Origin of the sequence: Lysinibacillus sp. GbtcB16 (assembly GCF_019091145.1) — a bacterium.
Lineage (GTDB): Bacteria > Bacillota > Bacilli > Bacillales_A > Planococcaceae > Lysinibacillus > Lysinibacillus fusiformis.
Genome location: NZ_JAGXJV010000001.1, coordinates 1,340,270 through 1,353,659, shown reverse-complemented (window position 1 = coordinate 1,353,659; position 13,390 = coordinate 1,340,270). Strand labels below are relative to the sequence as shown.

The following is a 13,390-nucleotide window of genomic DNA, read 5'->3' as shown; positions in this document are numbered from 1 at the left end:
GAAGTTACTTTCACATACATATAATAGTGTAAAGCTAATTTTAGCCTTACACCTCCTGACTTGATACTTAGGGTCACTGCTCACACAGTGGCCCTATGAATAAGAAGGATTAAGCATAGCTTGTATTCCATTTTTTGGAGAATAAATGTGTTACTGATTTCGATTTCTGAAAAAACTCTATCCTTTTGGACAAGCTTTTGCTCTGTCATAACGTCTTCTATGTAGTAGTTTGATCATTAAGAACGTAAAAGAAATGACCAAGAACTAAAATTCTTGGTCATTATTATGTTAGCGGTAGGTTGAATGGCTAGGTTCAAATAAGTCTTCGTCTGAATGACGCACCAGCGAGAAATGGTCAACATTGTAATGACCGTGTAATATGTCATTATGATGTGCGATCATGGCTTCTGGTACTAAATGCTGGGAGCCGTTCGTCGAATGTCCATCAGCGACAACTGTGACATCGAAGCCGTGAACAGTGGCCGCTCTGACGGCAGTATCCACACAATGCTCGGTTTTACACCCCATCATTACCAAATGCTGCATGTCATGATCCTTTAAATAGTCCAGCAACCCAGTTTTGTAGAATGCATTGGTGGCGAGTTTATCAAAAAAGACAGCCGATGTTGGAACATGGATTTCTTTATGTACTTGAAAGCCATCTCCCTCTCCACCAGCCACATCTTGATCACGAACAAAAATAATTTGAACATTTTCCTCGATAGCCTTTTTAATTACCTTATTGATGGTCTCTAGTAATTCTTCTTTGCGATAAACAGCTTGTTCCTCCTGATTACCTTCTATCAGTTCTTGCTGTGCATCAATTACAACTAACGCTTGTTTCAAACGCATCTCTCCTTTTTCAGTTACTACCCATACTTTACCATAAAGGAGGACTAATCTTTATTATTTTTTTACCTTAGAAACGGTTATGCCATCCCCAATCGGTAAAAGGATTGACTCCAATTGTTGATGGTTCGCCACCAGACGATTAAATTTCTTCATGATGGCTGTATATCGTTTTGGTGTCACTTCTGGGTCTGCAACACTACCCGCTGCTAATACATTATCCATGACAATTAATGCACCAGTATTTGCTAGTTTTATACAATTTGCTAAATAATTTTCGTAATTTTCCTTATCCGCGTCAATAAAGAAAAAATCAAAGCGTTTTCCATCAGCTAGAAGCTTTTCAAGGCTTTCAAGGGCAGGCCCAGTGAGATAGGTCACTTGTTCAGCAAAGCCTGCATTGGCAAGATTTTGTGCAGCTAACTGTGCATATTTTTCCTCTAACTCTAGTGAGGTTAATGTGCCCTCCTTTTTCATTCCTCTCGCTAGACAGATACCACTATAACCACCTAATGCACCGATTTCTAAAATATTCTGAGCCCCTGTAATCGATACGAGCATCGTCAATAGCTTTCCTGATGAAGGAGAAACAGAAATGGCTGGCATACCTTGTTCCGTAATGGAAGCTATAACATTCTCAAGAATGGGGTCCTGCTGGGCAAATACCGTATCAATATAGTTATTCACTTTTTTCATGCACAGGATCTCCTTCTTCTATCTGTGAATGTTCAATTGCTGTTTCTACTGTTTCGCTTTCATGTATATCAAACAACTGGCTAAATTCCTGGATCACCATATCAATGGCCTTTAACTCACCTACTAAAATTTGTTGAATGGATTGAAACTCGGGCTGTTCTAATTGCTGTTTAATCGTTGCACGTTTCACATTTAACGTTTCTAAAAAGGCAATGGCTCTCCCTCTTCGGAATGTTTTTGCTCCACGTGTCGCCGTTCCCTCCACTCCTCTGTGACGACCACCTCGATGATGACCTTCCTTCATATGCTCTCTAAAACCTGAACCTCTCATTCATTAAACCCTCCCTTTGTATACAAACGTATACATCAATTTAAAGTTATTGTATACAAGTGTATACAATAAGTCAATAAACATATTGCTTTCATCGTTCAACATATACTAGGGATAGCGATTACTTTTGAAATGGAGGTACGTGTATTGAAAAGAGTCATAAAATATGTTTTGGCGATTGGCACATTATTGATACTGTCAGGCATATTTTTAATTGGTGCGCAATCTCACTATAATCAGAAGGAAATTAAAATTGCGAGTAAACTTTGTCTTGAAAATGGCGGACATCCTAAAATCATTCGTGATTATTTGGCTCTTAACTATTCCTTTTCATGTCAAAAGGACTGAGGCTTTACATAAGATAGATACTCCAATCATTTTTATCTATCGTTCGGACAAATGGCTAGCTGGCAAATATACTTTCCATATATGTATAGTGTAATGAAATCCCTGGGACACGAAAAGATTGAAACGACTATCATTTATATGGAAAAGGTTTTGGAGACAGATCAGCATGCTATTCATGAATGGGAAGCGGAGAATTTTAGTGGTTATATCTAAAAAGATTTAAGATCTGACTTTTGTTTAATTAACTAATTTTTTTCAATAATTAGGGGGGAAAATAATAGTTGCTCCGGTTTCTACATCTATGGAAGGGATTCCGGCAGTTCCATGGTAGTTATTATTCATTGACTCTTATTCTTCAATCCAGCACCTATTTCATACCTCTCGCTATATTTTCATGTAAATACCATGCTATTTTAAATAAATAACTTATATTAATAGATATTTCAGCTACGTCTGAAGAAATTTCTGCAAGTGCTGAACAGTTGCTGATTCTGTTTCAGAAATCGCATATGGAGCTGCTATGAGTAGTTCCAATACTCAAATTTTCACGATAGCTATTAAGGAGCAAGTCGGAACAATGCTACAAGTAAATTTAGTCGCTACAAATTTAAGTAAAAAATCCGCGTCTTTACAAAGTAAAATAGATAAATTTAAGTTAAATTAGCCATGATAATTTCATTTATACCATTCGAATATGCTAAAAAACACCATCTCTTTTTTATAAACAATGCAACTTTAATGCAAAATCTAAACCTATAATTTTAAAAATATAAATAGTAAAGGGCTGCCACAAATAATCAGCTTTCACTGACTTTTTGGACAACCCTCCTTTTTTTTATTTTAATTGCATTGTTGTAATGCAAGTGCCATCGCTTTCATAAGTAGAAAATGACGATTTTACCGTTTTGCCTTTGTGCTCCATTTTTATGTTATACGTTTGGTCACGAGGTAGCCATAAATCAATAAATCCATTAGCTAGAGTTTTCATAGTTTCGTCCACTAGCACATTACCTTTTGAGTCTTCAATATAGACAGCTACATCCTTATTAGCCAGCTCACCTTGGCAACCAGTCAAGCTATGGTTAGTACAAGGGTGAGTTTCATTTATGTAAGGAGCAACAGAAACAAAAAATTCTTCTTCTGGCAAAGCATATGCTGACTCTTTTCCTTCTTTATCAGTTAAAATCAGCTGGTTTGATGTGATTGAAGCAGATTCGTCTTTAGTTTTGTCCCCGCTATATTCATTCACCAATTCCTTAATATTTTGCATCTTCATGTCTATTCTAGAGTTATCGTCATTAGAACTTTCTCCATTGCAAGCACCTAGTACAACAGTAGTAAGCAAAGTTACAGCAATAACTTTTAATTTCATTTTATTCACCCCTAATTTCTTCATTCTTTCTACGTCGTAAAACGTTGACGACTTATACTATAAACTATAAATAAGAAGAAATTGTGCAGAGGAAGAATAGATTCATTACAAACAAATTTAATTTATTTGAGTATTAGTGACTCAAATCCATTACAATGAAACAAACGTGACAATGTCGCGGAATGTATGATTGATTTTTCAAAATTAGATTATAAAACACATTTTTTTTAGAAAAATGTACCGTTTCTATATATTTAATATCATTCATAAAATTATAATTCATTTCTTGGCTTCTTAAGAGTATCTCATTACTATTCCCATTCAAACTCCAATGTTTTTAGTTTTGACTCATATTTAAAGCCCAATTTTTTTGCTAAACGTTTAGACTCAAGGTTTGTTTCCATTGTTGACCATTGGGGTATTAGTCCATTTTTTATACAATCATCTAAATATGCAGAACACACTATAGTTGCTAATCCTTTATTCATGAGTTTCTCGTCATATGTTTCAACACTAATTTCATGTTTATTCTCGTGTACACAGCAAGAAAAACATGCACTTACTATTTTATTACCCTTTATAATACAATATCCCAGTCCATAAGTATAAAAATCTTCAATTGAATACCAAACCTCTTCTAATACTTCAGAAAGAATTCCATCTGGATCGTTCTTAATGACTTCGGCATCAATTTTTTTTATAAGATAATTATCCGGTAAAGATTTGTATTGCTTTTTTAAAGAAACGAAAGCTTCAGGATTGAATTGATAATACAACTCATAATCTGGTTCGTATTCTTTATCAGCAATAACATTTTCTAATACCTGTTCCCATATCTCATCTTTTATGACTGCAATAAACCAGGTTCCACCACACGATTCATACGTATCAATTTTTAATTCATTATCAAGAAAATCACGTAAAGAATTAATAAATTGTTTATTGGTCGCATTCCCAATAAAAATACTGCTAATTCCTGTTACATCTATTAGAGCTGTATTGGGTTCTTGCAGATTGTCTACATAAATTGTCCCTCTATTCATACCATTAATTATTGAATTTAATGTTAAATCATTCTTCTGATCAGGTGTTTGTAGTAACCTTTTTATTTTGTAGTAGTCTTTTTTATCCAATTTATAAATCATAAAACAGCTCAGCTCCTTTCATAATCTAGATAAAATATTTTTTACTATAGTTTTTTCTTAATAAAAAACTGCTTTATACAGGCAGCTACGATAAAGGTGTATGCAACTTTAGTAGCACCAAGTCCTTTGACCCGATTTCGGACGGTGTTAATTCATCTGAAATAAAAAAAAGATCAGCACCTTTTGTCAAAAACTCGGTTGCAAAGGTATGTCTAAACCGGTGAGGATGTAGGTACCTCTTAATTTCCGCATCTATTCCTACTTGCTCCTCAATTTTTTGCATTTGCCTAATTCCTAGTCTAGTTCCCCTTTCAGAAATAAAAAGTGCAGGATACTAAGGGGTTGAGCTTATTTTATCAGTTTTAACAATTCAGGTTAAATATAGTAATGAGAAGCAATCTAGCCTTCTCAAAAAACTCTCCTTTTTTTGGGGCCACCTCCCCTGTATAAGGAGCCTTTTGAACAATAAAAAGACGTCAGGTAGACGCCTTTAATGTTTGATCGATATCCTCAATCAACCTATCCACTTGTTCCTTTGTTATCTTTATGACATATAACTCTGTCTTTTCGATTCCATCTTGATTGGTTAGGTGTTCAGGATATTGATAGTTGTTTGATATCTCTTTGTCCATACAATCACCTCTTCAATGATATATATTCGACATAAAGTATAGCAAACCTTCTATAAAAAGGAAAATATCCATATACTTTCTCACCCTTAGAAGCATAAGTATCCGCTATTCCTATTAAAACCCTGTCAATTGAAGGAACCAATTCCTTAACGATGCTATTACCTATCCAATTTTGCCATTTTTTTAAGATAAAACACCCCAACAGACATAAGGATAATGCCATATACTTTCACCATCCTATTTCGAATGGCAGCATCCATCGTTATATTTAGCAGGGCAAGCCCAATAAATGTAATGAGCAGGCCAATGATCGTATGAATGATTCTCATTTTTCTACCCTCTTTTTAATAGGCAATTCCTACTCGCATTTTAACGAATTCCTTGCTGAAGATTTGTTGATAAGCAAAGGAGGCTGTATCGGCTACTGATATTTCACTGCCTCCTTCGGGTAAAAAATTGCGCTCCACTCGATAGACTCCTGTAAACGATCCATCTGGTAAATAGGTTGGACAAACGATTGTCCAATCAACATTGGAATCGTGTAATTGTTCAAAAACATACTGATGCTCCTTAGCAGCAAACGTAGATTTTCGTTTGGATTCCGTTGATTGATAACGAAGAATCGTTGGTGACACTCGACTTTGTAAGATACCAGCAGTGCCAATTGTAATGATTCTCTTAATCGTATATTGCTCCATCACCTCAAGTATGAGCGATATACTAGAAGATAAAGTATCGTTACCATCTGTATTTAACGCACTTACTACTACATCCACATTCACCATAGCCTGTTCGAGATCTTTCTTATTTAAGACATTTCCCTGAAACATATGTAAGTTCTTATTGTCTAGCTGTAATTTATGGGAATCACGGACAAATGTCGTTACTTCATGTTGATCTTGTAACGCGAACTCAACAATTTGCCTTCCCACACGTCCTGTTGCACCCAAAACTAATATTTTCATAGACCCTCACCTCTTCATTCCATTATACCATGCCCCTACTATGCAAAAGAGACACATGCATTATGTGTCTCCCACTTTTCTTATTTTATTTCTAGTAGCTCAACATTCACAATAAATGCTCCCATATTATCTTCTTTGGCCAGCTCATGGATAATCGATTGAATCTCACTTTCTGTGCTTTTTTCTATTTCACTACCATCGTGTAATTGAATCGTGATGATTTGATGGTTGGGGGAATCTACTAAATAGCCTACCGTACTGTCTGGAGAATACCCTGCCTTTCGCACCGCTTGTATGATTTTCTGTGTAAAATTAGTCACTTGTAATTTTTCACTAAACTCTTCTGCATAGGTCGGAGAATTAGAAGTACTTACGGGTATTGGTGAAGGCTGTTTTTCTACAATCAGCCACGATATCACCACTATAGCGAACATTAATAAAAAGAAACCTTGAAGTAATCTCTTCATACACTCGCTCCATTTCACCTTCATATTAACAGGCGGAAATCTAGTATTTCACCCCTAAAAACTGTTAGATATGTACGACAAAGTTTCCATTTTTCTATTCAAAGGGCAAATTACCAAGAACTCTATTTGATTCGTTCATAGATTAGAGGTGTAAGGGTTGCGCGACCAATACTAAAAATTAACCATAAGGGAGATTAAAAGATGCAAGATTGTAGATTTAATCATTATATGAACTGGGGTCAACAAAAAGACGAATCGAAAAAATGCTGGGAGAAAAAATGTGAGCATACGTGTAAATGCAAACATAAGGAAGAGAAATGCCCTTGCCAGAAGGAAGAAAAATGCCATGAAAAAGATTGTTGTTCCAAAAACGATTGTAAGGGCTGTATCTGCCATCAATTAAGATGTCTGCCCATCGGCACACTTGTAGACGTAGTGCTAGCAGGTGGGTTTAGCTTAGCTGATGTCTTTTTCATCAGCCTAGATCCTAAAACGTGCTGTGCCACATTCTTGGACGTAACAGATGAAACTGCTTCTCCTATTATTGTTGATTGCCAACAAATTATTGTCATCAGAAGAAGCATTGCTTAAAGCTTTCTGTAATCGAAAAAATGGTAACGAACTTTTTATTTTATGTTCTGCCAGGTTGAAACCTGGCAGAATTTATTGGCTTATTCATTGATAATTACTTTCACGATGGGCTCTAGTTTTCCTCGATAAACGTCGCCCAAATAATCAACTTCCACTACGACCGCTCTCGGTTCAAAACGCTGGATACACTCAATCAAACGTTTGGTATTCATTTTTTTCATACGTTGGAAGAGTTTACGGATATCTGATCGAATGCTCCATTCCCGTTGCGGGCAAGAGACCGTAAACGTCGATAAAATAAATGCTACATTTTGTAAAATACCTTCCACTCCCGTAGCTTTTCCATTCACATTACTTAATGCCGTTACTTGATGTGTCATACTATCAACCTTTCTTCTACGTTCATACTGATAAGTTTATCCTCTCGAAAAAGAGCACTTTGTTATTTATGCTTGTTAGTCAATATTTATGAACGTTACTTTGTTTGTACCCCATATTATGTTGGATTAAACAAATACTTAGCTGATAGGTATGCTTTAAAGTTTAGCGAGTAAATGCATAATAGAGAACGTAGAGCCAGCTAAAGCAGCCATGAATGATTGCCCATATGATGGAATGATGGACACTCCATGAAATTGTGATCGCTAAAACAGAACCAAAGCCTATACCATTCTTGACGACTGTTTTGTGCTCCATTTTCTTCACCTTCTTTACTTTTTTCATCTCCCCATCTTGCCGTCTCACCTTATTCCCCTCCTCTATATCTTTGGTTTATGTACTAGCTAACAAGGGCATCCTGAGAAAAAAGGATGTGTGTTGATGAACGTATTCATAATAGTTACCATCATAGTTATACCTGCTCTCATGGTCTATCTTCAGCAAAAAAGCGATAAAATGCGCCTTGTTTTCAATGCAATAGGCGTCGTGTCTGCCATTCTTTTTGGCTATATTGCCGCTACTTCTATAACGCAGATTATTCTTGAGGATATGGTCTTTATGACAACGATTCATGCTGTTTTCCTAAATCCCATTTTTCTACTGACAGGCGCATACCTAGGTTTATTTTTCATTCAATACATGATCGATATCACAATCCATTTTAGGGCGAAGCGTTAACGATATTAATAAAAATCACAATAGGCGCGCCATGTCTGTTCTGTTGGATTATAAAAGAAATAGAAATTGCCATTATCCACAATATTCAGTTGTGCCTTGGCATCTGAGGCAATTTGGAAGACAAAAGGTGTATCTTCACCAAATTCATAGCCACTTTGACAAAAGGTCGGGTAGCCGCCAATTTTGTGTTGCGGATACAGGTCTTCGAGGATGTCGTCAAAATAATTAAGGCCCTCTTCATGCTCCAATCTTAGTATGTCCTCTTCTATTTGTGCAGGAATACCCCCGCCATCCCATACTGGATAATCATTGTGAATATGCTTTGCCTGCAGAGGAAAGGCTCGAATACGGTCGTGCTGCCAGTCCCGCTGTACTAGGTTTTCTAAAGTAGTGTAGACTCTTATTTCAAAATAGGTGCTCAAATCATCCTCCATGAGATGATCGAAAATATTCTCATGGACAAATAGAGTGACCAATTGAAATGGCTGTAAAGCTTGAGGAACATAGGGCAAATCTTTCAAAAATAATGTAGCGAGCGGTTGAAAATCGGAAGGTCGATCCTCCTCTAGTAAAGACCATCCAACATAGCCAATCCAACTTTCTAAAAGCTCATGGGTTGGACGGAAACCACCTGTCTGGAATATTGTCGCTTGCTTGGCTAGCTGAGATTGGATATGTTTAATGCTCATGCGCAAGTTCCTGTTGTCGACAGCAGCAATCCGTTATATGGTCATTGACCATACCGACAGCCTGCATAAATGAATAACAAATCGTACTACCAACAAATTTAAAGCCGTCCTTCTTCAATTGCTTACTCATCCGATCACTGCGATCTGTTGTCACTGGTACCTCTGCCATAGATGGCCATTCATTTATGATTGGTTGATGATCGACAAACCCCCAAATATATTCAGAAAACGAGCCATATTTTTCTTGTATTTGTAGAAATGCTTTCGCATTCGTCACAACGCTAGCTATTTTTAATTTATTGCGCACAATCCGTGTGTCTTGCTGTAATTCCAAAAGCTTGTCCTCTGAATAAAGTATAATTTTCTTCGCATCGAATTGATCAAATGCCTCTCGATAGCCCTCTCGCTTTTGTAAAATCGTCCACCAGCTAAGTCCTGCCTGTGCACCCTCTAAACAAAGCATTTCGAATAAATGCTGATCATCATAGACGGGTACTCCCCATTCTTTATCATGATAATCTACATATAACGGCTGATCTAGCTTGACCCATGAACATCTTTTCATCGTATAACCTCCCACGTTTATGTATTATTTAATGGCTGTGATACATAGCCATCCTTTACTTGTTTTTTCACTTATATATACCGTTTGGAAACCGGTTTGTTTCAATAATTCTTTCATAGCTGCGGGTGTTTGGAAAGCCTCCATATGGTAATTCATTTTGTAGTACTCGGCAATGACAATAAATTTCCCACCATTTTTCAATACCCTCCAAACTTCCCCAACATCATGTTCCAATGAGGGCCAAAAATAATGGGTTTGAAAAGCTGTAATGGCATCAAAATATTGGTCCTCATAGGGTATTTGAGACACACTTGCCTCCTTAACAATCATACTGCCACTTGCGACATTCGCTTCATTCATTTTGATGGATTCCTTTACTGCCTGTGCAGAAATATCAATCCCATAAATTATACCATTGGGATTCAATTTCGATAAAATCCGGAGTGTTTTGCCCCCGCCACAGCCAATGTCTAACACATGGTCCCCATCATTGATGGCACCTTGTCGAATAAACCAGCTATTCATGCCATGATGAGCGATATTCATGATCCGTAGCATCCATGAGCCAATCCATCCTTTTGGGTTTTTTTCCTGTTCAATTAACGATTGTAATAATGACATATTGGTTCCCCTCTCTTCACAGTCGATGTGGATTTTATCCTTTTTTTACATGTATACCCTGTATATAATGGTAGAAAGCACATCAACGACAGAAGCTCTTACTAGTTTGTACGTGTAAATTAGATTTTTGTTTCGTTTTTTATCGAATCAAAAGAATGGAGGAATAGTAGATGATTCAACAAGCAAAGCAACAGGATGCTCTTACTGCTGCCACATTAGCTTTATTATTGTGGCCCAATCATACGGTAGAGGAATTGTCTGAAAGCATGACACTAGTATTGAAGGAGGACCATGCAGCCATTTTCTTAGCTTACGACGATGACAAGGCGATTGGCTTTGCCCAATGTCAGCTACGAACAGATTATGTAGAGGGTACAGACTCTAGTCCAGTTGGCTATTTAGAAGGCTTATTCGTTATGGAAAGCTATCGACAGCAAGGCTATGCTAGACAGCTTGTGGTGCATTGCGAACAATGGGCCAAGCATATGGGGTGCTCAGAGTTTGCCAGCGATTGCGAATGGGACAATACCGAAAGTCTACAAGTACATGTACAACTCGGGTTTACGGAAGCGAACCGTATCATTTGTTTTACTAAAAAATTATAAAAAAGACGAAAATAAAAAACCACAGGGGCTTCAGATTTTGCCCTTGTGATTTTTTTTGCATCTATATATAGGTTAATTTAAATATGTATGGTTAGAAATAGTTCGTTCGCGCTCATCGATAATTAAATGGATCAATAATGCCAGCTGTTGTTCTATTCGCATATTGTTTAGATGTAAGATATCAGCAATCGCACTTTTTTGCTTCTCTGCTAATTCAATTTCCTCTAACATTAAAAGAATTTCCTCTTTTGTCAGCCCAAACATCTCTTATCACCTCCACTCCTTTTTTATTATTATTTTAATCAAATTACACACACTTCACAAATAACATATAATCATCTTTAGATATGAACCATTTTTACTAATTATAGGCTAATTTATCGAAACTAATCAATCTATTATCTATAATTTCTTAATATTTTTTTTACATCAATTCGAAACTTTATTATATAAAAAATAACATTTACAAAAGATTATCCCATTTTACTCCCTAATATTTCGGAATATTACAGAAATTGAAAAGAAGTTGTCTATACCATTATAAAAATAATCAGTCAATTTGTCGAATTATAGAGTTTTCACTGCCATTTATCACTTCATTTTTGACCCAAACATATTACTTTACCCATTTAAATAAAATTGAAACTTTCTGGATGCCCGCCATAAAAAAAGTAATTTCAAAATTGAAACTACTTATCTTAGTTGTATAATCGGTTATTAAATTATTTTTTTAATATCATTTTTCAGCATTTCTATTTGGCTTTCATAATTTGTTTGTACCATCTCTATTTGTGATACTCTAGAAGTAATATCCTTATGCCAAGTTGTTGTTTGAACATGCTTTTGCACATATAACTGACTGTTCTCTTGTACCACCGCAGGAGCTTTTACGGTACTTAAATCTGTATCACGTATTTCTAGTAAGGATTGATTGGACAACGCTAAAAATGGGCGGGCAGCTTCGTCTACTTGGCAATGCTCAATACGTCCCATTGAGCGATCAGACCAGATAATCGCATACGTACTGTCCTGACAGTCTTTGAAATGGCTGTTAGCTACCTCAAAAATGGCATCGATACATGTAATTCCGTTGCCTTTCATTTGTTCAAATATACAATGCTGTGTAAATAAACGGGCATTGTTAATATAAACATGATGCCTTTCTAGTTCACGTATGTTTGTATGATCAAGCATAATTTTGGCATGATCATTGCCATAAATACCACCTGATTGCCCCAATTGAATAGTCGATTGATGAAGCTGTAGCCCGCTTGCATCCACAATAATATGAAATTGCTGATGGTTTTGGATTTGACATTCGGTCATCGAAACGTCTGCTTCATCTACGATGGACATACCCACCGCCAATCCATTGAGGACGTGACATTTGCGAAACTCTGCCTTGCTGTTTTCTATCAGCATTTGTGCTTTCACATGACGATGAAACTGACAGTCATAAAACTTAGCGACTGTTTTTTCTCCCAAGTACAGTCCGAGTCCTTGCCCATCTGATAAAATTGAATCAGATACCATCACCTCACTACGGTGCACGATCATATTCGTGTCTTGATGATTGTTGATCTCACAGCCATCCATACGTAAAATCACATCATCGAATAGCTGAATACCTACTCCCTGTCCTTGATGAATCAGGCAATTAGTTATTTCCAACTCACTAGACGCTGCTACAATTTGCTCCTTTTCATGACCATGAATTTCACAATCCTCCATGACCATCTTCACATCACGAATTGCAAAAATACCATGTTTCTTCCCTTCGAGCAGCAGACAATTGCTTAATGTCATCTCACAGTTTTGCGCAATAATTTGAGCTTTCACATGATGCTCAAGTGTTGTATCAATGAGAATAACACTGGAACCATTAGCAACACGCAGACCAAAGTGATTGAGCGGTGTAGCAAGCACAGCACAATTTTTCATCAGTAAACTACCATAGCTGACCATAATCTGTGTGCGAATCAATTGCTCCTCAATAATGCAATTTTCTAACTGTAAATCTCCTTTTACATAAAGTCCCTGCCCTTGGCGAAAACGTAAATTGCGCATATCTACAAAGGTCTGGTAGCGAATAAAAACGCCACCTTTAATTGTGACATTGCCAACTCCATACAAGGTGAGCCGCTTCGAAATATCCAAGCTCTCCTCATAAATACCATCCCGAATTTCAATCATATCCCCAGGCATAGCCTCTTCAATTGCCTGCCCAATGCTTTGGTACCGATGCATAATACTTCTCTTTACTACAAGCGTTGCCATTTACACACTCCTCAGCCTAAAAATGATCGTACCCTATTTATATACCGAACAGGCTTGTGGTTATTCAATTTTGTGTAAAATTACTGGATTATGCATAGATTCGTTTGTGAGGAATGAAGAT

General features: G+C 36.7%; 23 protein-coding genes. 6 read left to right on the top strand and 17 right to left on the bottom strand.

Annotation, left to right across the window (positions count from 1 at the left end; translation table 11 throughout):
* Positions 1-288 precede the first annotated feature (288 nt).
* From KVT27_RS06670 to KVT27_RS06660, 3 genes are read right to left on the bottom strand one after another with little or no spacing between them, the layout of a single operon-like run.
* Positions 289-846 (bottom strand): isochorismatase family protein, encoded by a 558-nt coding sequence (locus KVT27_RS06670; RefSeq protein ID WP_217580977.1) that lies wholly within the window; start codon positions 844-846, stop codon positions 289-291.
* Positions 847-906: 60 nt separating this feature from the next.
* Positions 907-1,545: an O-methyltransferase gene (locus KVT27_RS06665; protein ID WP_217580976.1), complete on the bottom strand. Its 639-nt coding sequence runs from the start codon at positions 1,543-1,545 to the stop codon at positions 907-909.
* Positions 1,529-1,876, bottom strand: a complete 348-nt coding sequence (locus KVT27_RS06660) for a hypothetical protein (protein ID WP_217580975.1) — start codon at positions 1,874-1,876, stop codon at positions 1,529-1,531. Before KVT27_RS06660 ends, KVT27_RS06665 begins: the two co-directional genes overlap by 17 nt.
* A gap of 147 nt (positions 1,877-2,023) precedes the next feature.
* Here KVT27_RS06660 and KVT27_RS06655 point away from each other — a divergent pair, with 147 nt between their 5' ends.
* The 3 genes from KVT27_RS06655 to KVT27_RS06650 all read left to right on the top strand — a co-directional run bounded on the left by KVT27_RS06655 (position 2,024) and on the right by KVT27_RS06650 (position 2,888).
* Positions 2,024-2,224 (top strand): hypothetical protein, encoded by a 201-nt coding sequence (locus KVT27_RS06655; protein ID WP_036125393.1) that lies wholly within the window; start codon positions 2,024-2,026, stop codon positions 2,222-2,224.
* A gap of 81 nt (positions 2,225-2,305) precedes the next feature.
* Positions 2,306-2,437, top strand: a complete 132-nt coding sequence (locus tag KVT27_RS27015; RefSeq protein ID WP_256448878.1) for a hypothetical protein — start codon at positions 2,306-2,308, stop codon at positions 2,435-2,437.
* 307 nt (positions 2,438-2,744) lie between these two features.
* On the top strand, positions 2,745-2,888 hold the full coding sequence (locus tag KVT27_RS06650) for a hypothetical protein (RefSeq protein WP_217580974.1): 144 nt from the start codon (positions 2,745-2,747) through the stop codon (positions 2,886-2,888).
* Positions 2,889-3,059: 171 nt separating this feature from the next.
* Here KVT27_RS06650 and KVT27_RS06645 read toward each other — a convergent pair whose 3' ends face one another.
* The 7 genes from KVT27_RS06645 to KVT27_RS06615 form a co-directional block, all read right to left on the bottom strand.
* The gene (locus tag KVT27_RS06645) at positions 3,060-3,596 is read right to left on the bottom strand and encodes a CueP family metal-binding protein (protein ID WP_036125392.1); all 537 of its coding nucleotides are present in this window, start codon (positions 3,594-3,596) and stop codon (positions 3,060-3,062) included.
* A 311-nt stretch (positions 3,597-3,907) separates the two neighbouring features.
* Positions 3,908-4,741, bottom strand: a complete 834-nt coding sequence (locus KVT27_RS06640; protein ID WP_036146107.1) for a GNAT family N-acetyltransferase — start codon at positions 4,739-4,741, stop codon at positions 3,908-3,910.
* An 85-nt stretch (positions 4,742-4,826) separates the two neighbouring features.
* On the bottom strand, positions 4,827-5,060 hold the full coding sequence (locus KVT27_RS06635) for a tyrosine-type recombinase/integrase (protein WP_255350106.1): 234 nt from the start codon (positions 5,058-5,060) through the stop codon (positions 4,827-4,829).
* 157 nt (positions 5,061-5,217) lie between these two features.
* On the bottom strand, positions 5,218-5,373 hold the full coding sequence (locus KVT27_RS06630; RefSeq protein ID WP_175423014.1) for a hypothetical protein: 156 nt from the start codon (positions 5,371-5,373) through the stop codon (positions 5,218-5,220).
* Positions 5,374-5,531: 158 nt separating this feature from the next.
* Positions 5,532-5,702: a hypothetical protein gene (locus KVT27_RS06625; RefSeq protein ID WP_217580973.1), complete on the bottom strand. Its 171-nt coding sequence runs from the start codon at positions 5,700-5,702 to the stop codon at positions 5,532-5,534.
* A gap of 15 nt (positions 5,703-5,717) precedes the next feature.
* Positions 5,718-6,338, bottom strand: coding sequence for an NAD(P)-dependent oxidoreductase (locus KVT27_RS06620; RefSeq protein ID WP_217580972.1), 621 nt, complete (start codon positions 6,336-6,338; stop codon positions 5,718-5,720).
* Positions 6,339-6,418: 80 nt separating this feature from the next.
* The gene (locus KVT27_RS06615) at positions 6,419-6,805 is read right to left on the bottom strand and encodes a hypothetical protein (protein WP_036146115.1); all 387 of its coding nucleotides are present in this window, start codon (positions 6,803-6,805) and stop codon (positions 6,419-6,421) included.
* Positions 6,806-7,006: 201 nt separating this feature from the next.
* Here KVT27_RS06615 and KVT27_RS06610 point away from each other — a divergent pair, with 201 nt between their 5' ends.
* On the top strand, positions 7,007-7,396 hold the full coding sequence (locus KVT27_RS06610; RefSeq protein ID WP_036146117.1) for a hypothetical protein: 390 nt from the start codon (positions 7,007-7,009) through the stop codon (positions 7,394-7,396).
* A gap of 80 nt (positions 7,397-7,476) precedes the next feature.
* Here KVT27_RS06610 and KVT27_RS06605 read toward each other — a convergent pair whose 3' ends face one another.
* Together KVT27_RS06605 and KVT27_RS06600 are read right to left on the bottom strand one after the other, a co-directional pair.
* Positions 7,477-7,776 carry a hypothetical protein gene (locus tag KVT27_RS06605; protein WP_008179784.1) on the bottom strand — a complete coding sequence of 100 codons (300 nt, stop codon included), beginning with the start codon at positions 7,774-7,776 and terminating at the stop codon, positions 7,477-7,479.
* 163 nt (positions 7,777-7,939) lie between these two features.
* Entirely contained in the window at positions 7,940-8,140 is a 201-nt protein-coding gene (locus tag KVT27_RS06600) for a hypothetical protein (protein WP_025117029.1), read from the bottom strand.
* Positions 8,141-8,215: 75 nt separating this feature from the next.
* Here KVT27_RS06600 and KVT27_RS06595 point away from each other — a divergent pair, with 75 nt between their 5' ends.
* A complete protein-coding gene (locus KVT27_RS06595) occupies positions 8,216-8,512 on the top strand; it encodes a hypothetical protein (protein WP_036146119.1) in 297 nt (98 codons plus the stop codon).
* Between the two features lie 5 nt (positions 8,513-8,517).
* On the opposite strand, the gene KVT27_RS06590 is transcribed toward KVT27_RS06595, so the two are convergent.
* From KVT27_RS06590 to KVT27_RS06580, 3 genes are read right to left on the bottom strand one after another with little or no spacing between them, the layout of a single operon-like run.
* Positions 8,518-9,201: a DUF1963 domain-containing protein gene (locus KVT27_RS06590; RefSeq protein WP_036125379.1), complete on the bottom strand. Its 684-nt coding sequence runs from the start codon at positions 9,199-9,201 to the stop codon at positions 8,518-8,520.
* Positions 9,191-9,766 (bottom strand): DNA-3-methyladenine glycosylase I, encoded by a 576-nt coding sequence (locus KVT27_RS06585; RefSeq protein ID WP_036125377.1) that lies wholly within the window; start codon positions 9,764-9,766, stop codon positions 9,191-9,193. Before KVT27_RS06585 ends, KVT27_RS06590 begins: the two co-directional genes overlap by 11 nt.
* 24 nt (positions 9,767-9,790) lie before the next feature.
* Positions 9,791-10,387, bottom strand: a complete 597-nt coding sequence (locus tag KVT27_RS06580; protein WP_217580971.1) for a class I SAM-dependent methyltransferase — start codon at positions 10,385-10,387, stop codon at positions 9,791-9,793.
* Between the two features lie 170 nt (positions 10,388-10,557).
* Here KVT27_RS06580 and aac(6') point away from each other — a divergent pair, with 170 nt between their 5' ends.
* On the top strand, positions 10,558-10,992 hold the full coding sequence (aac(6'), locus tag KVT27_RS06575; RefSeq protein WP_150907702.1) for an aminoglycoside 6'-N-acetyltransferase: 435 nt from the start codon (positions 10,558-10,560) through the stop codon (positions 10,990-10,992).
* Positions 10,993-11,064: 72 nt separating this feature from the next.
* On the opposite strand, the gene KVT27_RS06570 is transcribed toward aac(6'), so the two are convergent.
* Together KVT27_RS06570 and KVT27_RS06565 are read right to left on the bottom strand one after the other, a co-directional pair.
* Positions 11,065-11,256: a hypothetical protein gene (locus KVT27_RS06570; protein WP_036125370.1), complete on the bottom strand. Its 192-nt coding sequence runs from the start codon at positions 11,254-11,256 to the stop codon at positions 11,065-11,067.
* A gap of 453 nt (positions 11,257-11,709) precedes the next feature.
* Entirely contained in the window at positions 11,710-13,269 is a 1,560-nt protein-coding gene (locus tag KVT27_RS06565; RefSeq protein ID WP_217580970.1) for a right-handed parallel beta-helix repeat-containing protein, read from the bottom strand.
* Positions 13,270-13,390: the final 121 nt, after the last annotated feature.